This window comes from Streptomyces griseochromogenes (assembly GCF_001542625.1).
Taxonomy (GTDB): Bacteria; Actinomycetota; Actinomycetes; order Streptomycetales; family Streptomycetaceae; genus Streptomyces; species Streptomyces griseochromogenes.
Map to the genome: position 1 here is coordinate 2,575,462 of NZ_CP016279.1, position 21,632 is coordinate 2,597,093.

Consider the following 21,632-nt stretch of genomic DNA (forward strand, 5'->3'; position numbering starts at 1 on the left):
AGTGGGTGAGGGGCGGGGCCGGTTGACGGTGTGGCGCTCAGGCCGCGGCGCGGAGGATGTCGATGTTGCCGTGCTGGGTGCGGGCAATGACCTCGACCGTGTCCTCGGTCTTCTTCGGCGCCTCGGACACGGTGAGGGCGTTGCGCACCTGGCCGAAGCCCGAGCTGACGTCGAGCCAGGCGGCCGTGCCCTCACGGACGCCGACCTCGATGCCGCCGTAGGAGGTCTCCAGCTGAACGGTACCGCTGGCCACTTCACCGAGGCGCACGGCGCCGTTGGTGGTGGTGGCGGTGACCGAGGCCTCGGCCCGCCGGATCACGATGTCGCCGTGGACGCTGCTCGCCCGCAGCTCACCGATCGCGGCGTCGACGGTCGTGGCGCCGTGCGAGTTCTTCAGGACGGCGGGGCCGTCGACGAGGCCGACGCGCAGGCTGCCGGTGCTGGTGGTGATCTCGGCCCTGCCCTCGACCCGGTCCACGCTGATCGAACCGTTCGGCGTGGTCGCATGGAGCGGCCCGGTGGTGCCGAGGCGGACCTCACCGGCCGACGTCCTCACCCGGACCTCGCCGAACTGGCCCTCGGCGAGCACCTGGGCGGCGCCACCGGTCATGTCGATCCGTGAGCCCGTGGGCAGCTCGATCATCACGTCGATGATGCCGGTGCGGCCGAACAGACTGGCCTTGGGCGTCTTCACGGTCAGCACACCGTTCGCGTACGTGACCTCGGTCTGCTTGGCCGTCCGCAGGTCCTGGTCCTTCCCGGGCTCGTGGGGCCGCACCTCGACGACGGTGTCGAGGCGGTCGCCCGCGGTGAACTGGATGGAACCGGCTTCCACGTGCACCGTGGCAGAGATCGGTTCGGGGGTGTCGAAAGAAGGCATGGCTGTCCCGTCCTCTTGGGTCTCCGGGCCGTCCCTGCTGGTGGGACGTGGTATGGGTGAAGTGGTGCAGGCAGGGGCGCGGTTAGCGCACCCAGCCCGTCATGTTCTGTCCGACGGTCTGGGTCTTCCCCGTCGTACGCGGCCGGGCGCCGGCGTTGACCGCGGCCGACACGGTGCGCACCAGCCACGCGTTGACCGACAGACCCTCGCGGTTCGCGGCCTGTTCGGCGCGGGCCTTGAGGTGAGCCGGCAGACGCAGGTTGACGCGGGCGGTGCCGCCCTCGTCGCCGTCGGCGGGGGCTGGGAGCGGTTCGACGGGTGCGGTCGGCTCCGCGGGGGTGCCGCTGTCGGCGGGCGGCAGCGTCAGCACGAACTCGGGGTCGAGCCCGCGCAGCCGAATGTCGACCGAACCCGGGGCGAGTTCGCGGGTGATCTCGTCCATCGCGGCGGAGAGCACGTTGAGCATGGCCAGGTGGGTCGCCGACTCCAGAGGAGCGACGAGCCGCTCGGCCAGCTCGCGGGCGTCTTCCCCGCTGGCTTCAGCGGCCACCACCAGTTCGCGGCGGAGGGTGTCGATATGCGGGGTGAGGTCCATGACGTCATGATGGCAGCACTGTGGTGCCATGCGCAAGCCCGCGTGGCACCTTAGGCGAGAAGTGCCTCAATGCAACCGCTCTACCAGCGGAAACGTGAAGGGATCGCCCGGGTCATGGTGGTGCCACACGGGTGAAAGGTCGGCTGGGGAGCGCGGCATGGCGCCTGAGTGACATGGAGTGATGCCGTATGACGCCAAGCGGTGTCGCTCCGCGGTGCGCATGGCCGTGGTCACGGATCGACGTCGGCGAAACTGCCGCCTTCGTCCGCTGCGGCGGAAACGGGCCGCAGACGGTGCTGCTGCACGGCGCGCGATCCCGACATGGTGCGGGCCATGCGGGAGGGCTACCGCGCCGAACTCACGACCGACCGGCGGCGCGAGCGGGCCGACCGCGACGCCGTCGGGCGCATCGTTCGCCCGACGCCGATGCTCTTCTCGCTCCGGGATGACCTGGAGGACCCTTACGGCGACCCCGTCGCGATCCGGCGCCGGTGGGCCACCGAAGTGCGCGGGCACGGCACCGGAACTCATCGGCATCGACCGGCACGCCGTCGCACCGCCCGGCGGAGCCATCGTCCACGCCGGCGAACCCACCGGGCTGCTCCATGAGTGCGGCCAGGTCCTCGTTCAACCGCCCTCGGCGTCCTCCTCCTTGCCCGACGGCATGGCGAGCACCGCCGAGAAGTTCGCCCGCACCCTCACGGGCCTCGGCGACACGGGCGGCACCGATCCGCGCTGCCTTGCGACCCACGACATCAAGATCTTCGGCGACGGCGCCGTCCTGCAAGACGGCCTGGATGCACGGCGGCTGCGGCTCCCTGTGCGTGAACGGTGCCACCGACACCGAGCGCACCGCCGAGACCGACGCCGTGGTCCGGCACGCCCGCGCCGCCGGGCACCAGCCAGACGTCCACGTCACCGGCGACCGGGCCTGCCACACCGCCGCGGAGGCCTTCGCGGCGGCCCCGGGCACCCGCGCCCCGATGCCGCACCACGTCATCCTCGGCGACTTCCTGACCGCGCACAGCCTGGAGGTGCCGGCCGTGCACGGCTTCGGTGCCGACATGAACCCCCTGGTCGCGACAAGCGTCCGCGGCTCGGCGATCGTCGCGTCGTCGAGGTCGGCCGATCGTATGGAGGCCGGCTGTCCGGCGCATCGTCAGGCCGGACGGACAGGCCACCTCGCAGCCCTGGCGACGGGCGAAGCCAGTGGCAGGGCGCCGATGGAGGCGGCCTGGCCGACACCTACGAGGGCGGCGCCGTTTCCGGGCCGCAGCTCGGCGAAGACCTCGCGGAATGTGCGCTCGCTGTCGGGCAGCCGCTTGTCGAAGCTCTGCTTCCCGGCCGACATCGACCGGATTCATCGGACCGTCATGAACCGCACGGGCATTGACTTTAGTGTCGCTCCGTTATTCCTTTCTCACCGGGAACCGCTCCGGAATCGGTTCCGGAATGCTCGATGTCTTCCATCAGAGGGGAATAAAGGTGTCGCACACACAGTCGGAACGGACGGCGCACGAAGAACGAAAGGCATCGCCCCGGCGTTACCTGATGTGCCGTCCCATGTACTTCGACGTCACCTACTCGATCAATCCGTGGATGGACCCGGATCGCCCCACCTCGACACAGACCGGACTGGCCCAGTGGAAAGGGCTGTTCGACACCTTCGTCGACCTGGGCCATGACGTACAGCTGATCGAGCCCGTACCGGGACTTCCCGACATGGTCTTCGCCGCGAACGGCGCGATCGTCGTGGACGGCAAGGTGCTCGTCGCACGCTTCCGGCACCCCCAGCGCAGGGACGAGTCCGCGGCATACGAGGAGTGGTTCCGCCTCAACGGCTGGTCCACGGTCCAGCAGGCGGAGTACGTCAACGAGGGCGAGGGCGACTTCCTCTTCACGGGCGAGGAGTTCCTGGCCGGCACCGGCTTCCGCTCCGAATCGCGGGCCCACGACGAGGTGCGCGAGTTCTTCGGGCGCCCCGTGACCAGCCTGACCCTCGTCGATCCGCGGTTCTACCACCTCGACACGGCACTGGCGGTGCTCGGGGACGGGGAGATCATGTACAACCCCGTGGCGTTCTCCCCGCAGAGCCGGGCAGTGCTGGCCGAGCGGTTCCCGGACGCGATCCTCGCCGAGGACGCCGACGCCGCCGTGTTCGGCCTCAACGCGCTGTCGGACGGCCGCAACGTCGTCCTGCCCCGGAAGGCCGCCGGCCTCGCGGCGCAGTTGCGCGAGCGCGGCTACCACCCCATCGGCGCCGACCTGACCGAGCTGCTTAAGGCCGGAGGCAGCGTCAAGTGCTGCACGCTCGAACTCCGCGAATGAGGCGCGAAGCCATGTGAGGGCAGCGTGGACCGCGGGCTGTCCCGTCGACGGGACAGCCGCACCGGAACGCGCGAGAGAAACGATGACCATTCACACCGCATCTCAACTCGGACCATCAAAGCGGGGGTTCGGTAGTTCCATGCCGGGGTGAGGAACAACGGAACCGTAATTTGTGGTAGCACTAATTCCACGTGATCGACCCGGCCTTCGAGGGGGATGATTCGGCCAGGGCGGCGCGGCATGCACAAGCCGTCGGACGGCAAGGGGCTGAACTTGGGTGTGCATTCGTATCCCACCGACGGGACGCGAATGCACGGCCCGCACGGATGTGCTGGCACATCGGCGTGTATCGGCTGGTCCGGCGTACTTGAATTGGTTCATCGTGCCGGTCTACGTTGGCGGCGCGGCCGATGGAAATTCAATCCCGCCCGGACGTGGATCCTTCTGGGAGCGGACGATTACCGGTCGAAGATGTGAACAGCACATCGCACAGTCATGCCTGCGGGAGAGAATCTTCTATGAGTGATCGTGAACACGAGACCTATGACGTGGTCGGCATTGGGTTCGGTCCGTCCAACCTGTCACTCGCCATAGCCCTGGAAGAGTACCGGGCGAATGGTCCGGAGAATGAGATCAGTGCCCTCTTTCTGGAGCGTCAATCCGCGTTCGGCTGGCACCGCAACATGCTGTTGCCGTCGACGACCATGCAGATATCCTTCCTCAAGGATCTGGTCACTTTCCGCAATCCGACGTCGAGTTTCAGCTTCATCGCGTACTTGCACGCGTCGGGGCGGCTCCCGCAGTTCGTCAACAACCAGGATTTCTTCCCCACGCGCCAGGAGTTCCACCAGTACCTCGAGTGGGCGCAGGCACGGGTGGCCGATCGCGTCGCGTACGGCTCGGAAGTGACGTCGATCCGGCTGCCGCCGGGTGCCGATCCGGAGCGGTCGGACCGGCTGCGCCTCGAGGTGGCGGATGCCACCGGCCGCAACGGCCGCGTGGTCGAGGCACGGAACGTGGTGATCTCGACCGGCCTGGTCCCGAGCATGCCCGTGGGAACCGAGCGCGACGAACGGGTGTGGCACAGTTCGGAGTTCCTGGAGAAGTACCGCCGGATGAACCCCGCGGAACTGCGTCGGGTGGCGGTGGTCGGGGCGGGCCAGAGCGCCGCCGAGATCACCAGGTTCCTGTACGACGAGCTTCCGCACGCCGAGGTGTGCGCGGTCATCCCGTCCTACGGCTACTCCGTCGCGGACGACACCCCCTTCGCCAATCAGATCTTCGACCCCGGGGCCGTCGACGACTACTACTTCGGCACCGAGCAGACGCGGGAGGCGTTCTGGCGGTACCACCGCAACACGAACTACTCGGTCGTCGACGACGAGGTGATTCGGGATCTGTACCGCAGGTCGTACGACGACGAGGTACGGGGTGTGCGGCGCCTTCAGTTCCTCAACCTGACGAGGGTCACCAGTGTCAAGCGCGTCGGCGCCGAGACCCGCGTCTCCCTGCAGGTGGGCCCCGACGACGAGGTGCGCGAACTCGACTTCGACGCACTCGTCTGCGCGACCGGCTACAGCACGATGGAGCCCACGGACCTGCTCGGCGATCTCGACCGGCACTGCCTGCGCGACGAGGCGGGCCGATACCGGGTGGAGCGGGACTACCGCATCGTCACCGCCCCCGAGATGCGCTGCGGCATCTATCTCCAAGGTGGTACCGAGCACACCCACGGACTGACCTCCTCGCTGCTGTCGAACATCGCTGTACGAAGCGGTGAGATCGCCGACTCGATCGTCGCCGGCCGTGCGGGACGGAACGCCGAGCGGGCACTCCTCGCCGAGGTCGGCGGCGACACCCGCTGAAGGCCCGCAAAAGAAAGAACGGGACCGGGCGCCACACCCGCGACACCCGGTCCCGCATGTCTATGTCTCCTGCGAGGGACGGATCGGATCCCCGAGGAATATCCGGCATCCCGGAGGCGCGGCTTCGGGAGATTCGGTGATCGTGACGGATTCCCCGGTGGGCCGGGATTCCCAGGTATTTCCTTGTGTCACCGATCGTGCCGATCACTACATGTTTCCGGCGGACGGAAAGGGGGCTTCCGGATGAGGAGTCCGGTGGAAGAGCGGTGGGTACGCCGCTTCCGTGACGACGACGGGTGCGCGACGAAGCTCGTCTGTTTCCCCCATGCCGGCGGCTGGGCGAACGCGTACCGTACGTGGCATCTGGGACTGCCGTCGGACATCGGCGTACTCGCTGTCCGGTACCCGGGCCGGGAGGACCGGCTCAGCGATCCGTTCCCGTCCGGGCTGGAAGCCCTCGCGGACGACATAGCCGACGCACTCGGCGAGCTGACGCGGCATCGGCTGGTGCTGTTCGGCCACAGCATGGGAGCTTCGGTGGCACATGAGGTGGCGCTGCGCTTGCAGAAACGGGGATGTCCGCCGGCTGCCTTGTGCGTGTCCGGCAGACGCCCGCCCCATGCGCTGGACGGCCAGCGGCGGTTGTCCGGCACGGACGAGGAGATCGTCGCGGACGTCGTGCGCTTCGACGAGAGCAGGGCCCCGGTCTTCGCGGACCCTGACCTACGGGAGATCCTGCTCCCGGCGGTTCGCGCGGACTACCGGTTGGTGGACGACTACCGCGGTGGCCGCCGACCTCTGCTCGACTGCCCGGTGTACGGTTACGCCGGTGACGACGATTCCGAGGTGACCCCGAAGCAGATGCGCGACTGGGCGGACACGACGCACGACGCCTTCCGTCTCCGGGTGCTGCCCGGTGGGCATTTCTACCTCAGAGCCCAGGAAGCCGCGCTGCTGGCGGACATGAGAAACGTACTGGGTCGCATCAAGTCCCGTACGAGCGCCTCCTCATGAGGACTGCGCGCCCTGGATCGTAAGAACTCACCTTGCGGCGTACGGGACTCCGTCGCGGGCCAGATCCTCATCGAGAAGGCTGCCGCCGTACATCCAACGGTCCGAGAGACCCCGGTCGGCGGTGGCTACCGCACCCAGCCGTTGAACTGCTGCTTGCCGCGAGGGGTTCGCTTGCTGTTGGTCAGCGCCGCGGCGGAGGCTCGGACCATCCAGGCGTTGACCGAGATGCCCTGTCTGGACGCCGCCTCCTCGATCTGATCCTTCATCGCCTGCGGGGGTCGGAAGTTGATCCGAGCCGTCGTGCCGCTCATGGCGCCACTGAGCGCTCCGGCCGACCAGTCGCTCGCCGCGTCACCGGTCTCATCCGTGGTGTCCTCGGTGGGGCCGTCGTCGCCCGAGGGCGGAGTCACCACAAAACTGGGCTCCATCCCGCGCAGGCGCAGGTCCACCGAGCCGGGTGCCAGCTCCTGGGTGATCTCGTCGGCCGCGGCCGACAGAACCTTGAGCAACGTGAGCCGGACGGCCGACTCCAGCGGAGCGACGAGGCGCTCGGCAACCGCGCGGGTCTCGGCGTCTGCTGCCGCAGAGGTTGTGACCAGTTCGTCGCGCAGCGCATCGACGTACTCCCGTAGTTCCATGGAGACATCATGGCACACTGATTGCGCCGGTCGGCGCCTGCTTGGCCCATTCCCGCGCGACCCCCTTTGGCCAGGTGAAACGTGTGATGCCTCGACGAGTCGGCTGCCACTCTTGGACTTGGCGGCTCGACGTGGGGCCATAAGGGCGCCAGGTCATATGCCGCACGCGGAGTGCAGCCACGTGAGTGCCACCGCAGCGCGCGGATCAACCGCGGTCACGCGAGAGCGGGCCGAGGAGAAGGCGGTCGTATTCGGCCACGGCCATCACGCTGTTCTCCCGCCACCTCGCTGAGCCAGGTGTGGCGGGAGAGCTTCAGGGGGCGGTGTGGCAGGCGCGTGATGCCGTACGGGGCATGCCACGGACCCTTGCGTGCTACGTGGCTGCCTCGTACGCCGGCACCACGTGCAAAGGGGCAGGCCCCGGAGAGCGGGGGATTTTCCTCTCCGGGGCCCGCGAGGGCGGCACCGATGAACCGACGGGGGGACGGTGTCGGTGCCGTGATCGTGACCAGCGATCAGCTGGTGGTGCCGTCGGCCGCCGCGTCGGATGTCCTCGTCCCTGACCCTCGGGGCGGGGCGATGACGAAGGCCGGTTTCGGAACATCGGTCGCTCGGCGAGAGAGCCACTTCGTTCTCCGCCTCAGCGGCGACCGGGATCTTGCGCCACAGATTGTCACGTACTGCGACCGATCCGTGGCGCCAGTATGGCATCGCTTTGGCCCCCTTGCAAGTCTCGCGTCCTTTGGGTCGCAGTTGAAGAAGGAGGCCCTGCCGCTGGCAAGTCCCCCTGAGCGGCAGCGAGGTGCCGCTGGCGCCACGGGTGGGGGGATGTGGCGCCACGTCGCCCTCGGTGACATTCCACGTGCAGGCGCGGAGCCCGGCTGCGATCGGACTCATTCCGCGCAGGAACGCTCCACCACGACGTCGCCGATCACGGTCCGGGCCTGGACGCGCACGAACTCGTCGGCCTGCTCCCACGCTGCCAGGAGCGCGAGAGACGTGTAGACGGTGCCTGCGGCGGAGTCGAGGGACAGGCGGGCGCTGGTGGTCTCGGCCACGCCGATCCGGATGTTGCCGAACGTGGTGACGGCGACGACGGTTCCCCGCGCCACCTCTCCGATGTCGATGCCGCCCTGGGTCGTCCGGGCCTCCACGTCGGTGTGCGCCCGGCTGATCCTGATGGCCCCCTTCTCGGTGTGCATGCGGGCGACTCCGCGCACCTTTCCCACAGTGGCGTCGCCATCGCCCATCGCTCTGATCGTGGCCCAGCCCTCGACCTGCCTCAGGTGGACGTTGCCCCGGTTCGCCGTGGCCTCGACGCTGCCGGCCGCACGGCCGACCGTGATGTCACCCAGGGAGGAGGTCAGTTGCAGGCTGCCGGTACGGTCGAGCCCGATGCGCCCCAGGCCCGTGCTGAGTTGGCACTCGCCCAGCTCTCCCACCGCGAGGAAGTCCGCGGCCATGCCCCGCCCGTGCAGGCTCGATCCTGTCGGCACGGCTATCACCACGATGACCGCGCCCCCGCTGCCGCCGGGCTCCGGGACGTTCACGAGCAGCCAGCCGTCGGCGTATTCGATACGCAGCTGCTCGGCGGCTTGCACGTCGTCCTGGTCGTCGCTGTCGCGCGGATACGCCTCCACCGTCGTCTCGGCGCGGTCACTCGCGGCGATGCGGACCTGGCCGAACATCAGGTTGAGCACCACGCGGACAGGCGCGGGTGTGTCGAACGTCGGCATGGCGAGCCGCCTTCGGAATGTCTGAGGCCGCCGATCTGGTGCAGACGGCAGCCCGAACGACGCAGGTCGCTCTGTCACGGGGTTGGTCTCCGGTCTCGGGGTGCGAGCGACCGGGGGTACGGGCACGTACCGCTGGGGGACGCGGCGGGTTCTGGCCCGCCCTCGCCACGCCGGACACTTCGCCCTCCGCCCCGCGCGCGTCGCGTCCCGTGCCTGCCTGCCCTTTGTCGCCCACCGTCCGGGCTCTCCGGCCGGGGCCTTTCGACCCTGCCCGGAAGAGAACTGGTGGGGGCACCTTTCGGTTCGGAGCGTAATTCTCTGCTGACATCATGTGGTGCCACATTAGTGTCATAACGGGGTGTCCGGGCGGGGTGCGCCTCGGAACTCCATGTGACGGCGAGCGGAATCGGTCACAGACGTACGGGCGTGCCCCCCGGGATTCGAGTCGGGTCATCCAGCCGTCACCGAAGTCCGGAAGCGTGGGAACGCTCCCTCACCGATGTCGCCGATGTCGCCGACGCTCTGACGGACTGCCGGATGAAGAAGCGGGCCCCGGTGGTGCCATCTCCGCACCGGCTCTGCGACAGGCGGCACGGATCGCCTTGCGTCTCGGCCGGCCTCGCAGGGAGGTGCCGACATATTCCAGCCAATGTAAGGCTGTGGCCGACTGCTGTGCCGCCTGCCCCTCTGGGGCGTTCCGCAGGTCACGGTCGCGACGTCAACAGAGAGCCGGACGCCCGTATCCCGCTGTGACATGCTGCGCGCCAAGATGGCGTCGATTGACAGTAGACATGGCGCCACATGATGTCATCATGGCGCTATGACAGCTCTGCGATCGCTCTGCTTCCCGGGAGAGTTCCGCGCCGGCACTTACCGGCGCTTCACGGCGGCCCCCGACGCCCCCTCGCCCCGGGTGTCCGGAGCGCGGATGCCGCTCGGCAACGGGCGGCGCACCGAGCGGGGCGCGCCGTGAACCAGGCGGCGACCACCGCGGGGCCGCACCGGCCGCTCCCCGGACCGCACGGCCCCTCGGCCATCCAGGTCCGGGGACTGCGGAAGTCGTACGGAACGGAGACCGCCGTCGACGACCTCCATCTGGATGTCCCCCACGGCACCGCCTTCGGCCTGCTGGGGCCCGACGGCGCCGGCAAGACCACCGTGATGCGCATCCTCTCGGCGCGCGTCGCCGCCGACGCCGGCGAGATACGCATCGCCGGGTACGACCTCCCCACAGACGCCGACGCCGTACGCGCGGCCGTCGAACTCGTCGGCCGGACTTCGGCGGTGGACCCCCGCCTCACCGCCGAGAAGAACCTGCTGCGGACATCGGCCCTGTGCCGACTGCCGCCCCGCGAGGGCGGGTCGCGGGCAGCCGAACTCCTTGCGCGGCTCGATTTGTCACGGGTCGCCACCGAGCCTGCGGCTGCCTTGTCCAGCGGCCGGCGGCGTCGGCTCGATCTGGCGATGGTGCTGGCCGGGGATCCGGGCGTCGTCCTGATGGACGAGCCCACCGCGGGTCTCGACCCCGTGAGCCGCCGCATCGTGCGGGAGGTGGTGCGCGATCTCGTCGCCGACGGCATCACGGTGCTGTTCACCACCTGCTCGCCTCAGGAGGCGGGCCGGCTCGCCGACCGGATCGGGGTCCTGCGCCGCGGTCGGCTCGTCGCCGAGGGCACGCAGGACGCACTGCTACGGCTGGTCCCGGGCGGTCACATCCGTCTGTACTTCGCCGACACGGCCGAACTCGCCACCGCCGCCGCGCTGTTCCACCTGGACACGGTCGTCCGGGACGACACCGCGCTCAGCCTGCGGATCCCGGGCGACGGCAGCGTCGGCCTGATCCGCGCCGTCCTCGCCATTCTGGAGGAGGGCCGCGTGGAGCCTCGGCGGTTGGCGGTGCACAGTCCCGGACTGGAGGACGTTTTCACCGCGCTCGTGCACAACGGCCCCCAGGGTCCGCCACCCACCCACCGCGCCGTGCACTCGCCGGACGCCCCACTCGGGGAGGAAGCGCGTGACATCCGGTGGCTGTGGCGCGAGGTCCTGCCCGTCATGGCCGCGTTGCTGCTGCTCTGCGCGCATGTCGCGGAGGCCGGGCCCGCCGTCCTGCCCGGCGTGCTTCCGGCCGCCCTGGTGTGCGTGGCACTCGCGCTCGCCGGGCGCCGCAGACGTGCCGCCCCCCGTTCGCCGAAGCACCGCGGCCCTCACGCGTAGCCCCTGACCGCGTCGGCGCCGACCGTTGCGTCCCAAGTCCTTTCGACACACCTCGTCTTCGCTACGTACTAACGGGAGTTGGATCACATTGGCTACCTTGCTCTACAGGATCGGCCGCTTCGCCTTCCGGCGACGAGGTCTCACCGTCCTGCTGTGGCTCCTGGTCCTCGTCGGGGCCGGAGTCGCCGCTTCATCCGCGCCGCCCCCTCCCACCGACACCTTTTCCATGCCGGGCACACAGTCCCAGAAGGCCGTCGACCTGCTGAAGGAGAAGTTCCCGGCCGCAAGCGCCGACGGTGCCTCGGCCCGAGTCGTGGTCCGCGCACCGTCGAACCAGAAGATCTCGAACCCCAAGCCGAAGAAGAATGTGGCGGCTCTCGTCGAGGACCTGTCGAAGGCCCCGCAGGTCGTCGCGGCCTCCGATCCGTTCACCACGGGCGCCGTCAGTAAGGACGGCACGACGGCCTACACGATCGTCACGTACAAGGTCGCCGCCCTGAAGGTGTCCGACAAGGCGCATGACGCCCTGAGCAAAGCGGCCGCCGACGCCCGCGCGAACGGGCTCAGGGTCGAGATGGGCGGTGACGCGGTCCCCGTGAAGCAGGCGGCGGGCGGCTCCTCCGAGAGCGTCGGGATCGGCGTCGCCGCTCTGATCCTCCTGGTGACCTTCGGTTCGCTGGTGGCGGCGGGCATGCCGCTGCTCACCGCCGTCGTGGGAGTAGGCGTCGGCATCTCCGCGATCGGCGCCCTCGGCAGCACGCTCGGCCTGTCCTCGACCACCACGACCCTGGCCATGATGATCGGCCTGGCCGTGGGGATCGACTACGCCCTGTTCATCGTCTCCCGCTACCGCGCCGAGATGGCCGAGGGGCGACAGCGGGAGGAGGCCGCCGGCCGGGCGGTCGGCACCGCGGGCTCCGCCGTGGTCTTCGCCGGCCTCACGGTCGTCGTCGCCCTCGCCGGGCTCGCCGTCGTCAACGTTCCGATGCTGACAAAGATGGGTCTGGCCGCGGCGGGCACCGTCGCGATCGCCGTCCTGGTCGCCGTCACCCTTGTACCGGCGCTGCTGGGCTTCGCGCCGTTCAAGGTGTTGCGCCGCAGGGACCGCAAGCGGATCGCGGGCAAGCCGCTGTCCGGGCGTCAGCGTCGCAAGGCGGCGAAACGGGCGGCCCGGCAGCGGCCGAACCTGGGTGCCCGGTGGGCGAGCTTCGTCATGCGCCGTCCCGTCATCGTCCTGCTGTTCGGGGTCCTCAGCCTCGGCGCCGTCGCCGCTCCCGCGACCCGGCTGGAACTCGGCCTGCCCGGCGAGGGCACCATGGCCCCCGACACCACCCAGCGCAAGGCGTACGACATGCTGTCGGAGTCCTTCGGCCCCGGCTTCAACGGACCCCTGACGGTCACCGTCGAGGCCCACGACGCCAAGACCGTGGGCAAGGACGTCGCCGCCAAGCTGTCCGACGAGCCCGGCGTCGCCGAGGTGGGCTCCGTGACCCCGAACAAGGCGGGCGACACCGCGATCGTCAACGTCGTACCGGACAAGGGACCGACGGACGACAAGACGAAACTACTGGTCAAAAACCTGCGCGGCGACCTCGCCCGGGTCGGGCGTGTCCATGGCGCCGAAATCCTGGTGAGCGGGCAGACGGCCATGTTCATCGACTTCTCCAAGACCCTCAGCGACGCGTTGCTGCCCTATCTCGGTCTCGTGGTGGGTCTCGCTTTCCTGTTGCTGATCCTCGTCTTCAGGTCGTTCCTCGTGCCGTTGAAGGCCGCTCTCGGATTCCTGCTGTCGGTGTCCGCGGCGCTCGGTGCCGTTGTGGCGATCTTCCAGTGGGGCTGGTTCGCCGACATCGTGGGGGTGGACCAGCCTGGCCCGATCATGAGCACGATGCCGATCATCATGATCGGCGTGGTCTTCGGCCTCGCCATGGACTACGAGGTGTTCCTGGTGACCCGGATGCGCGAAGCCTATGTCCACGGGGAGTCGTCCCGGCAGGCGGTCGTCACCGGCTTCCGGCACGGTGGTCGCGTGGTCAGCGCGGCCGCGCTCATCATGACCAGCGTCTTCTCCGGATTCATCACACAGGACAACGTCTTCGTACGGATGATCGGCCTCGGCCTGGCCCTGGCGGTCCTCTTCGACGCTTTCGTCGTCCGCATGGCCATCGTCCCGGCGCTCTTCGCCGTCCTCGGCGACCGCGCGTGGTGGCTTCCCAAGTGGCTCGACCGCATGCTGCCCGACATGGATGTCGAAGGCGAGAAGCTGTCGCGCCGGCTCGCGGCCCCGCGGGACCTGCGCGCGGCGCGCGACCACGAGTACAGCCGCTGATGCGCGCCGTGGGGGCCGGTTCGATCCCGGAATCGGTCCCCACGGTCGAGAGGACGTCGCGCCGCGTCGCTACGGCACCCGCTGTGCCGTGTTGCGGCACGGCACGGCGGTGAGCCCGTGCAGGCGCTGGAAGGCGTACGCGGCGGAGACGAGTGCCATGTGGTGGTACCAGCCGGGGAACGAGCGTCCCTCGAAGTCCAGAAGCCCGAAGTCCTGCTCCATGGAACCGATCGCGTCCGTCGTCCCGCGGTGCAGTGAGGCGATCGAGGCGGCCTCCGCGAGGGGGTGGTGGGCGAGGCTGGTGAGCCACAGCAGGCCCGGTGAGCGGGCGGGGCCCACTTCGGTGAAGAGCCGGTAAGGAGGTCCGGGGGAGCGGCCCTGGGAGCCGCCCGCCAGATGGACGAGTGAGGTCTGGAGGTGTGTGATGCGCTGCTCTCCGCCGGGCAGGTGGACGAGGGCCGTCTCCGGGCTCTGTGCGGAGACCAGGGTTCTTGCGCGCGCTGGTACCGGGGCGCCCTCGCGGGCGGGCAGCACCGCCAGATGCGGTGGCACCGCGACGACGAAGTCGCGGCGGCGCTTGGCGAGTCCGTGCAGCAGATATCCCACATCGGGTTCGTCGCTCATGTCGACGAGAACGACCGAGGACGTGGAGTGCGTGCGGGCCGCCAGCCGGTCCACGAGTCGGAGCGTGTGTGCCCACTGCGGCCGGTACCGCTCGAAGTCCGGTATACGTACGTCCCTGCGCCGTTCGGGGTCCTGTGTCCAGGTCGTCGGCAGGTGCAGGCACCAGTCGACGGGAACGTGAGCGGTGTCCACGCACAGGAAGGATCCCAGTCCCAGCTGGCAGTTGAGCGTACGGCCCGAGGACAGGTCGAAATAGCGGTGGACACCCACCGACCGGTCACCACGCTTGGGCAGGACGGCCCGGCCGATGGACCACACGGGCTCGGGTCGACGGTCCGCCACCCAGTGGGTGAGTTCCTCCATGACCTCGTCGAAATCCCATGGGCTGAGACTCACGAATTGGCGCAGCGACTGCACGACGGACGGGTCGCGGGAGACCACGGTGGCGAGCCGGCGCACCGACTTCTTGCCCGAGGTGACGAGCAGCCCTTTCAAATAGGCGTGTGCCCACTTACGTTGATCGGTCCGGCGTAAGCCTTTGAAGATCGTGCTGCTAAACCGGTTCAGAGGCAATTCTGAATTGATGGCGCACCTAGCGCCTCGTGAAGTCGACGAGGTGTCCGCTTGGGTGGTATTCATGCCGCAATAACTCCCCCGATGTTACTGAGCGTTGTGATGGCAGAGTCTAGGTCCCGCTCCAGTGTGGCGCCACTGTAAGAGGTTGGTCGACCTGTTTTGGCGCCTCGATGGCGCACGGCCTCGGGGTCCTGGTGGCAGGATGACGGCTAGATTCAGCTCATCCCTTCATGGGGTGGGCCGCTGGCCCTCGTTGTCGGCGACAGTGTGTGGACTTCGCGATCACGGTGTGATGACCTGCGGGAATGTGGCGCTTGCGTACTCGATCGGGGCGGTGGCGAGGGGTGGAGGTGGCGCTTGAGGGGGCCGTGATGCATTGCGGCTCCTGATTCGGAGCGCCGCAGGCCCTGGGGGCGCACCTAGATCACGCCAAAGCAGTGGCCTAGACCACTGAATCAGAGGAGTGTTCGAACTCTGCAAAGTAGTGCTCGATGGCGCCAAGATCCTTGAACCGGCATCGATGTCGGGATCTACTCGGGAGCACGGCAGTTGGCCATCCCGACCTCAACGGGTAACCGTGCAATGGCTGGTTCATTCAGCCCGGCAGTACTCATCTGCGAGCGGTGGCCACTGCTCTTGGCATGCGTGCCAAAAAACGGGGTGAACGCTTTCGGCATCCGATGGGGAGCCACCGCGAACCCGCTTGGTCGATACGCGCATTTACGGGGAGGCGTGATGACGAATCAGGTCGAGGACTGCAAAGACTCCAAGGCGGTCATGTTCGGCAGAGCCGCGGAGGCTGTGCCGAGGAACCGAAGAGCCGGTGGGGTGGATTCGCGGGGTGATCAGGTACTCACCACGAAGGTGGGACTGCACATACCCATTGGACTCGCCTTCGAGGAGTGGGAACGCGCCGGGCGCCAGCTCTCCGGGCTGCTCAACTCCTCGTCCTGGTGGCTCGGGGACTGGCTCGTCTACGGCAAGGACCACTATGCGGACCGCTATGAGCGCGGCATCCGCGCTGCCGGGCTGCAATACCAGACGCTGCGCAACTACGCCTGGGTCTCCCGGCGCTTCGAGCTGCACCGGCGGCGGCCCGCGCTCAGCTTTCAGCACCACGCCGAGCTGGCGTCGCTGCCGCTCGACGAGCAGGAGGTCTGGCTCGACCGTGCCGAGCGGATGAAGTGGAGCACCAAGCAACTGCGCAACGCCATCCGGGCCCAGCGCGAGCCCATCCCGCAGCAGACGGACGCCGTGGCGACGACGAGCCGGCTCGCCGTGCCCGACAACCGGCTGCAGTGGTGGCACAAGGCGGCGGCCCATGCGGGCACCGAGTTGGGGGAGTGGGTGACGGCCACGCTCGACGCGGCCGCGGACCAGGTGCTGAAGGATGCCGACCGGCAACAGGATGCCGACCGGCAACTCACCCTCGAATGACCGGTTCATGAGAACCGGCCCGTAAGGCGGTCGCGTCGGGGACAGGCGGGGGTGTCCGGCCGGGGCGGTGAAAGTCACGGGGTCCGCACACGTCAAGGGGTGCGGACCCCGTGTCATGGGTGGAACCGTTACGGCAGACGGTTCATGAGATCCGCCGTCTGTACGTGCCGGGTGCATTCGCGCCCGGCGAATGACTGCACCACCCGCTCGCGAATCTCGGGACGCTGTTCCTGGCTGAGCTTGAACATTCCCTCGGCCTTGGTCACCCGGACACGGAAAGCGCCGACGCCGGTCACTATCTTGCGGAAATAGTCGACCGATTCGCTCATGTCCCAGCTGTCGCCGAATTCCCCCTCGAAGGCTTGCACGGTCGCCTGTACGACATCCAGGGTCTCCTCCGTCGACTCGATCTTCTCCACCACTCCGTGCACATGCACCGAGGTGAAGTTCCATGTCGGGGCGGCAGGCGTGACGTCGTAGACGGTGGGCGAGACGTAGGCGTGCGGACCGGTGAACGTCAGCAGGATCGCCGACCCGGTTTCCAGCGCCGCCCAGTGCGGATTGGCACGGTTCATGTGACCCAGCAGAGGCATGCCCGCCAGGTCCGCGGTGGGGCTGCCCTCCCACTGGGGGTCGGTGATGACCGGGAGGTGGGTGGCGAAAGGTCCGTCAGCGGGAGTTCCATTGCTGGCCATCAGTGCCAGCGGGTTCCCGCGCATCAGATCGACCATCCATGAGACGTCCGGTTCCCGGTAGTGGCTGGGGACGAACATACAGCACTCACCTTTCGTGGTGTGACGAAAACAGTGCCTGTCCGGCATCGAGGCCTTGAGACGCGGCAATGATGCGGCGAATGGTCGACGACATCGCCGTACTGTCCTGTTGGCAGGACAACGGGGTTCTCCATCGTGGCCCGTTGTCGTCTCCGGCGCAATGAAGGGACGAACCGGCATCAACGAATCGTCCGGCGGGAACGGAAAGAGGAAGCCCGGCGGTATCGAATCAGAACGGCGGTGAGTTTCCATGCCGCAGCCTGTACCTGGAAAAGGACCCCGTCAGCCCTCAGGAGGAATTCATGGAAAACGGGCAGGCGGTCCTGGCAGCTTCTCCGGAGGCGGCCGCTCGGCCACCCCGGCGTCCGGTCCGGATTCTGGTCAGGAGCTCGAAGCGACGGCGGCTTGCCGCACGCCGCGGGACTTGGTGTGATGCGGGTGTTCCCGAGAACATCGCCGAGCAGGGTGAACGCGCGGCCCCGTGCGGTGTTCAACTGCTCTGCCTCGGTGAACAACGAGGGCGGCCACACCGGGCCCGAGCCGGACCGCCCCGACCCATCCGGATCCGACCCCCGCGGCGGATGGGCCGGGGCACCCCTCGACGTTCCGATCTACGGGCTTCGGACCTGAGGCCTTGAGGAAGACGCGGATCTGGCGGGCACGGCTGGTCTCATGGAGGGATCGTCGCCCACGTGTGGTGCGGGGAACGGGGCGGTTCGTCGCCCGCACCTCCCACGCGCTCGGATCAGGCCGGGCGGCCGCGCCGTACCGCCTCGATGCCGGCCGCACCGTCGTGTGCCTCGTCGACGATCTCGATGTCCGGGGCCGAGCCGAGAATGGTGCGCAGGAACCCGCACACCATGGGCTCGTCGTCCACCACCACTACCCGGGCCACGCTCACACCGCCGATTCGGAGGTCGGGACGAACACGGGCAGCGTCGCCTCGACGCTGAACCCGCCGTCGGAACAGGGTCCGGCACGCAACGTGCCGTGCACGAGCTCGATGCGCTGCCGCAGTCGGGCGATCCCGAGACCTGAGCCGGTACCGGCCAGGGCGCCGCGAGGTCCACCGGTCGGTGGCGTGTCGCGGACCGTCAGCCGCAGCTGTGCCGTGTCGTACTCCACGCCCACGTTCACGCGGGCGCCGGGAGCGTGCTTGCGTACGTTGGTCAGCGCCTCGCGCAGCACGCGGTAGGCGGTGCGCCCGACCACCGGTGAGGCCATCGCCGGATCGCCTTCCTCGATCAGCTCGGTCGGTATCCCCACCGCCACGGACTCGGCGACCAGGCCGGCGAAGCCCGCCACCGAGGGCGTCCGGTCGCCCTCCGGCGCGGTGCGCAGAATGCCGACCAGGTCCCGCAGCTCCTCCAGCGCCTGGCAGCCCGCGGAGCGCAGTTCCTCGGCCGCCTGCCGGGTCGCCTCGTCGGGTGCCGTCACCCTCAGGGCACCGGCCTGCAGCACCATCAGGCTCACTCGGTGGGTGACCACGTCATGCATCTCACCGGCGAGCCGGGCGCGTTCTTCGGCGCGGGCCCGCTCCGCCAGCAGATGACGCTCCCGTTCGGCGCGCTCGGCGCGCTCGACCAGTGCCTGCATCAGCCTGCGGCGGGTGTCGAAGTACAGCGCCGGCAGCGGCCCGATCGTCCGTTACTACGGGCGATCCGCGCTCCAGTACTACGTGTCCACGGTCGCCTCCGTGTACTTCATGGGCCTGCTGGCGCACTGCGTGCTGGTGAGCGTCGTCGAGGTCCTGCTCATCACGGCGGTCGGCAGGCTTTACGGCGTCCCGTTGCCCGCCGCCTCGCGGTGGCCCGTGCTCGCGGTGTCCCTGGTGCTCGGCGCCGCCGGTCGTGCAACTGGTGCTGTTCCCGCTCGTGTTCATCTCGGGCACGTACGTGCCGATCCACTCCGCCCCGCTGAACGGCATCGCCGGTGCGCTGCCGGTGAAACCGTTCAACGACGCCCTGCTCCGCGCCTTCACCACGAACCACGCCGGCCTCCCCTGGCGGGACCACGGCGTCCTGCTGCTGTGGGGGGTGGCCGGTGCGGCGGTGGCCGTCCGGCGGTTCCGCTGGGATCCGCGTGCGCAGTGAGCGACCCGGCCCGGGACCATGCCCGCCCCGGGCACGAGGGCCGGGGCGGGTGCGAGGTGCCTACAGCTCCGTGCGTACCGTGCGGGCCGCGGTGACCAGGTTCTCCAGGGAGGCTCGGGTCTCCGGCCAGTCACGGGTCTTCAGGCCGCAGTCGGGGTTGACCCACAGCCGCTCGGCGGGGATCGCCTTCAGGCCGGTGCGCAGCAGGTCGGCAGCCTCCGCCGCGCTGGGCACGCGCGGCGAGTGGATGTCGTAGACGCCGGGTCCCGCCTCGCGCGGGTAGCCGTGGGCGGCGAGTTCACGGGCCACCTGCATGTGCGAACGGGCGGCCTCCAGGCTGATGACGTCGGCGTCGAGATCGTCGATGGCCTGGACGATGTCGCCGAACTCGGCGTAGCACATATGGGTGTGGATCTGGGTGTCCGGGCGGACGCCGCTGGTGGTCAGCCGGAAGGCCCGCGTGGCCCACTCCAGGTACGCGGGGCGGTCGGCGGCACGCAGGGGGAGGGTTTCGCGCAGGGCGGGCTCGTCGACCTGGATCACCGAAGTACCTGCCGCCTCCAGGTCGTTCACCTCCTCGCGCAGGGCGAGGGCCACCTGGCGGGCGGTGTCGGCGAGGGGCTGGTCGTCGCGGACGAAGGACCAGGCGAGCATGGTGACGGGACCGGTGAGCATGCCCTTGACCGGGCGGTCGGTGAGGGACTGGGCGTACGTCGTCCAGCGCACCGTCATCGGCTCGGGGCGCGAGATGTCGCCGGCCAGGATCGGCGGCCGGACGTAACGGGTGCCGTAGGACTGGACCCAGCCGTGCTGCGTGGCGAGGTAGCCGGTGAGCCGCTCGGCGAAGTACTGGACCATGTCGTTGCGTTCGGCCTCGCCGTGCACCAGGACGTCCAGGCCCGCCTTCTCCTGGAAGGCGATCACCTCGCGGATCTCCGCCCCGACGCGTTCCTCGTATCCGGCGGTGTCGATGCGGCCGGCCCTCAAGTCGGCGCGCGCGGAGCGCAGTTCGCCGGTCTGCGGGAAGGAGCCGATGGTCGTGGTGGGGAGCGCGGGGAGGCGCAGGTGGGCGCGCTGGGCCGCGGCCCGCTCGGGGTATGGCCGGCAGCGGCGCGCGTCGTCGTCCGTGACGGCGGCGGTGCGGGCGCGCACGGCCGGGTCATGGGTGATGGGCGAGTGTGCGCGGGAGGCCAGATCGGCCCGGTTCGCCGACAGCTGCGCGGTGATCGTGTCGGTGCCGCGGGCCAGGCCCTTGGCGAGGGTGACGATCTCGGCCGTCTTCTGCCGGGCGAAGGCGAGCCAGCGCAGGATCTGCGGCTCGATGTCCCGCTCGGCCGCCGCGTCGAGGGGGACGTGCAGGAGTGAGCAGGAGGCCGACACGTCGACCCGGTCGGCCAGGCCGAGCAGGGTGCCGAGCGTGGCCAGGGAGGCCGACAGGTCGTTGCCCCAGATGTTGCGGCCGTTCACGACACCGGCGACCAGCCGCTTGCCGGGCAGTCCGCCGACGGCCGCGAGCGCGTCCAGGTTGGCGGCGGCCGCCTCGGTGAAGTCCAGGGCCAGGCCCTCCACCGGTGCCTTGGCCAGCACCGGCAGGGCATCGCCGAGCCGGTCGAAGTAGGAGGCGACCAGCAGCTTGGGCCGGTCGGTGAGGGCACCGAGATCGCGGTAGGCGCGGGCGGCGGCGTTCAGTTCGGCCGGGGTACGGTCCTGGACCAGGGCCGGCTCGTCGAGCTGCACCCACTCGGCACCGGCCGCGCGCAGGTCGGCGAGGACCTCGGCGTACACCGGGAGCAGACGGTCCAGGAGGGTGAGCGGCTCGAAGTCCGCGGACACCCCGGGCGCGGGCTTGGCGAGCAGCAGGTAGGTCACCGGGCCGACCAGCACGGGACGTGCCGTCAACTCCAGGGCGAGGGCTTCCTTCAGCTCGGAGACCTGCTTGCCGGAGTCGGCCGCGAACCGCGTGTCCGGGCCCAACTCGGGCACGAGATAGTGGTAGTTGGTGTCGAACCACTTGGTCATCTCCAGTGGCGCGACTTCCTGCGTGCCGCGGGCCATGGCGAAGTAGCCTTCCAGCGGGTCGGCGGCGACGGCCGCCCGGTGCCGGTCGGGGATCGCGCCCACCATGACGGTGGTGTCCAGGACGTGGTCGTAGTACGAGAAGTCACCGGTCGGGACCTCGTCGACGCCGGCCTCCGCCAGCTGCCGCCAGTTGGTGCGACGCAGTTCGGCGGCGGCCGTGCGCAGGGCGTCGGCGGTGACCCGGCCCTTCCAGTGGCCCTCGATCGCCTTCTTCAGCTCCCGGCCCTGGCCCTGGCGGGGGTAGCCGTACACGGTGGCCCGTGCTGCCGCGGCTGCGGACTTGGTGGTCACGGAGATCTCCTTCGCGAGATGAATCCCTGAGATCCCGGGGACGGGACGAGAGCGCGAAGGGGTGACGTACCGGACGGCAGCGGCCGTCGGCCGTCCGTTCGGTCACGCACGCCGACCCGCCCTCGAGGTCACCGGGATTCCGCGCACGAGTCGTCCCGTA

The 21,632-nt window shown here is 69.2% G+C and carries 17 protein-coding genes and 1 pseudogene; 8 read left to right on the forward strand and 10 right to left on the reverse strand.

Features of this window, described 5'->3' with window-relative positions; translation table 11 throughout:
- Positions 1 to 37: 37 nt before the first annotated feature.
- The 3 genes from AVL59_RS10965 to AVL59_RS10975 all read right to left on the reverse strand — a co-directional run bounded on the left by AVL59_RS10965 (position 38) and on the right by AVL59_RS10975 (position 2,826).
- Positions 38 to 880 (reverse strand): DUF4097 family beta strand repeat-containing protein, encoded by an 843-nt coding sequence (locus AVL59_RS10965; protein WP_067302161.1) that lies wholly within the window; start codon positions 878 to 880, stop codon positions 38 to 40.
- Between the two features lie 82 nt (positions 881 to 962).
- Positions 963 to 1,475: a histidine kinase gene (locus AVL59_RS10970; RefSeq protein ID WP_067302163.1), complete on the reverse strand. Its 513-nt coding sequence runs from the start codon at positions 1,473 to 1,475 to the stop codon at positions 963 to 965.
- 1,159 nt (positions 1,476 to 2,634) lie between these two features.
- The gene (locus AVL59_RS10975; protein ID WP_067302166.1) at positions 2,635 to 2,826 is read right to left on the reverse strand and encodes a hypothetical protein; all 192 of its coding nucleotides are present in this window, start codon (positions 2,824 to 2,826) and stop codon (positions 2,635 to 2,637) included.
- 101 nt (positions 2,827 to 2,927) lie between these two features.
- Here AVL59_RS10975 and ddaH point away from each other — a divergent pair, with 101 nt between their 5' ends.
- The 3 genes from ddaH to AVL59_RS10990 all read left to right on the forward strand — a co-directional run bounded on the left by ddaH (position 2,928) and on the right by AVL59_RS10990 (position 6,682).
- Complete coding sequence (ddaH, locus tag AVL59_RS10980; RefSeq protein WP_079146637.1) at positions 2,928 to 3,803, forward strand: dimethylargininase; 876 nt, start codon at positions 2,928 to 2,930, stop codon at positions 3,801 to 3,803.
- Between the two features lie 518 nt (positions 3,804 to 4,321).
- Positions 4,322 to 5,668 carry a lysine N(6)-hydroxylase/L-ornithine N(5)-oxygenase family protein gene (locus AVL59_RS10985; RefSeq protein WP_067302171.1) on the forward strand — a complete coding sequence of 449 codons (1,347 nt, stop codon included), beginning with the start codon at positions 4,322 to 4,324 and terminating at the stop codon, positions 5,666 to 5,668.
- A 243-nt stretch (positions 5,669 to 5,911) separates the two neighbouring features.
- Positions 5,912 to 6,682, forward strand: a complete 771-nt coding sequence (locus tag AVL59_RS10990) for a thioesterase II family protein (RefSeq protein ID WP_067302174.1) — start codon at positions 5,912 to 5,914, stop codon at positions 6,680 to 6,682.
- Positions 6,683 to 6,807: 125 nt separating this feature from the next.
- Here AVL59_RS10990 and AVL59_RS10995 read toward each other — a convergent pair whose 3' ends face one another.
- Together AVL59_RS10995 and AVL59_RS11000 are read right to left on the reverse strand one after the other, a co-directional pair.
- Positions 6,808 to 7,320, reverse strand: a complete 513-nt coding sequence (locus tag AVL59_RS10995; protein WP_067302177.1) for a histidine kinase — start codon at positions 7,318 to 7,320, stop codon at positions 6,808 to 6,810.
- Between the two features lie 893 nt (positions 7,321 to 8,213).
- A complete protein-coding gene (locus tag AVL59_RS11000; RefSeq protein ID WP_067302180.1) occupies positions 8,214 to 9,056 on the reverse strand; it encodes a DUF4097 family beta strand repeat-containing protein in 843 nt (280 codons plus the stop codon).
- 820 nt (positions 9,057 to 9,876) lie between these two features.
- On the opposite strand from AVL59_RS11000, the gene AVL59_RS54075 reads away from it, so the two are divergent.
- The 3 genes from AVL59_RS54075 (at position 9,877) to AVL59_RS11010 (ending at position 13,599) form a co-directional block, all read left to right on the forward strand.
- Positions 9,877 to 10,029 (forward strand): hypothetical protein, encoded by a 153-nt coding sequence (locus tag AVL59_RS54075; protein WP_237281475.1) that lies wholly within the window; start codon positions 9,877 to 9,879, stop codon positions 10,027 to 10,029.
- A complete protein-coding gene (locus AVL59_RS11005) occupies positions 10,026 to 11,270 on the forward strand; it encodes an ABC transporter ATP-binding protein (protein WP_067302182.1) in 1,245 nt (414 codons plus the stop codon). The genes AVL59_RS54075 and AVL59_RS11005 overlap by 4 nt, the downstream gene beginning before the upstream one ends.
- A gap of 88 nt (positions 11,271 to 11,358) precedes the next feature.
- Positions 11,359 to 13,599: an MMPL family transporter gene (locus AVL59_RS11010; protein WP_067302184.1), complete on the forward strand. Its 2,241-nt coding sequence runs from the start codon at positions 11,359 to 11,361 to the stop codon at positions 13,597 to 13,599.
- Between the two features lie 69 nt (positions 13,600 to 13,668).
- Here the strand turns inward: AVL59_RS11010 and AVL59_RS11015 are convergent, their stop codons facing one another.
- Entirely contained in the window at positions 13,669 to 14,862 is a 1,194-nt protein-coding gene (locus AVL59_RS11015) for an IS701 family transposase (RefSeq protein WP_079146638.1), read from the reverse strand.
- A 672-nt stretch (positions 14,863 to 15,534) separates the two neighbouring features.
- Here AVL59_RS11015 and AVL59_RS11020 point away from each other — a divergent pair.
- Entirely contained in the window at positions 15,535 to 16,236 is a 702-nt protein-coding gene (locus AVL59_RS11020; protein ID WP_237281477.1) for an LmbU family transcriptional regulator, read from the forward strand.
- 128 nt (positions 16,237 to 16,364) lie between these two features.
- Here AVL59_RS11020 and AVL59_RS11025 read toward each other — a convergent pair whose 3' ends face one another.
- The 3 genes from AVL59_RS11025 to AVL59_RS11030 all read right to left on the reverse strand — a co-directional run bounded on the left by AVL59_RS11025 (position 16,365) and on the right by AVL59_RS11030 (position 18,605).
- On the reverse strand, positions 16,365 to 17,009 hold the full coding sequence (locus AVL59_RS11025) for an FMN-binding negative transcriptional regulator (RefSeq protein WP_067302185.1): 645 nt from the start codon (positions 17,007 to 17,009) through the stop codon (positions 16,365 to 16,367).
- A 745-nt stretch (positions 17,010 to 17,754) separates the two neighbouring features.
- Positions 17,755 to 17,904 (reverse strand): response regulator transcription factor, encoded by a 150-nt coding sequence (locus AVL59_RS50405; protein WP_372450337.1) that lies wholly within the window; start codon positions 17,902 to 17,904, stop codon positions 17,755 to 17,757.
- A gap of 2 nt (positions 17,905 to 17,906) precedes the next feature.
- Positions 17,907 to 18,605 carry a sensor histidine kinase gene (locus AVL59_RS11030; protein ID WP_237281478.1) on the reverse strand — a complete coding sequence of 233 codons (699 nt, stop codon included), beginning with the start codon at positions 18,603 to 18,605 and terminating at the stop codon, positions 17,907 to 17,909.
- 52 nt (positions 18,606 to 18,657) lie between these two features.
- Between AVL59_RS11030 and AVL59_RS56315 the strand changes: the two are divergent.
- Positions 18,658 to 19,102: pseudogene (locus AVL59_RS56315) on the forward strand (ABC transporter permease); the annotation flags it as partial.
- Positions 19,103 to 19,162: 60 nt separating this feature from the next.
- Here AVL59_RS56315 and metE read toward each other — a convergent pair.
- Positions 19,163 to 21,472: a 5-methyltetrahydropteroyltriglutamate--homocysteine S-methyltransferase gene (metE, locus tag AVL59_RS11040; RefSeq protein WP_067302191.1), complete on the reverse strand. Its 2,310-nt coding sequence runs from the start codon at positions 21,470 to 21,472 to the stop codon at positions 19,163 to 19,165.
- Between the last annotated feature and the right edge of the window lie 160 nt (positions 21,473 to 21,632).

Bases quoted from the DNA above. Each gene is read 5' to 3' on its own strand.
- AVL59_RS10965 (WP_067302161.1), bottom strand. From the start codon at position 880: ATGCCTTCTTTCGACACCCCCGAACCGATCTCTGCCACGGTGCACGTG.
- AVL59_RS10970 (WP_067302163.1), bottom strand. From the start codon at position 1,475: ATGGACCTCACCCCGCATATCGACACCCTCCGCCGCGAACTGGTGGTG.
- AVL59_RS10975 (WP_067302166.1), bottom strand. From the start codon at position 2,826: ATGTCGGCCGGGAAGCAGAGCTTCGACAAGCGGCTGCCCGACAGCGAG.
- ddaH (WP_079146637.1), top strand. From the start codon at position 2,928: ATGCTCGATGTCTTCCATCAGAGGGGAATAAAGGTGTCGCACACACAG.
- AVL59_RS10985 (WP_067302171.1), top strand. From the start codon at position 4,322: ATGAGTGATCGTGAACACGAGACCTATGACGTGGTCGGCATTGGGTTC.
- AVL59_RS10990 (WP_067302174.1), top strand. From the start codon at position 5,912: ATGAGGAGTCCGGTGGAAGAGCGGTGGGTACGCCGCTTCCGTGACGAC.
- AVL59_RS10995 (WP_067302177.1), bottom strand. From the start codon at position 7,320: ATGGAACTACGGGAGTACGTCGATGCGCTGCGCGACGAACTGGTCACA.
- AVL59_RS11000 (WP_067302180.1), bottom strand. From the start codon at position 9,056: ATGCCGACGTTCGACACACCCGCGCCTGTCCGCGTGGTGCTCAACCTG.
- AVL59_RS54075 (WP_237281475.1), top strand. From the start codon at position 9,877: ATGACAGCTCTGCGATCGCTCTGCTTCCCGGGAGAGTTCCGCGCCGGC.
- AVL59_RS11015 (WP_079146638.1), bottom strand. From the start codon at position 14,862: ATGAATACCACCCAAGCGGACACCTCGTCGACTTCACGAGGCGCTAGG.
- AVL59_RS11020 (WP_237281477.1), top strand. From the start codon at position 15,535: ATGACGAATCAGGTCGAGGACTGCAAAGACTCCAAGGCGGTCATGTTC.
- AVL59_RS11025 (WP_067302185.1), bottom strand. From the start codon at position 17,009: ATGTTCGTCCCCAGCCACTACCGGGAACCGGACGTCTCATGGATGGTC.
- AVL59_RS11030 (WP_237281478.1), bottom strand. From the start codon at position 18,605: ATGCAGGCACTGGTCGAGCGCGCCGAGCGCGCCGAACGGGAGCGTCAT.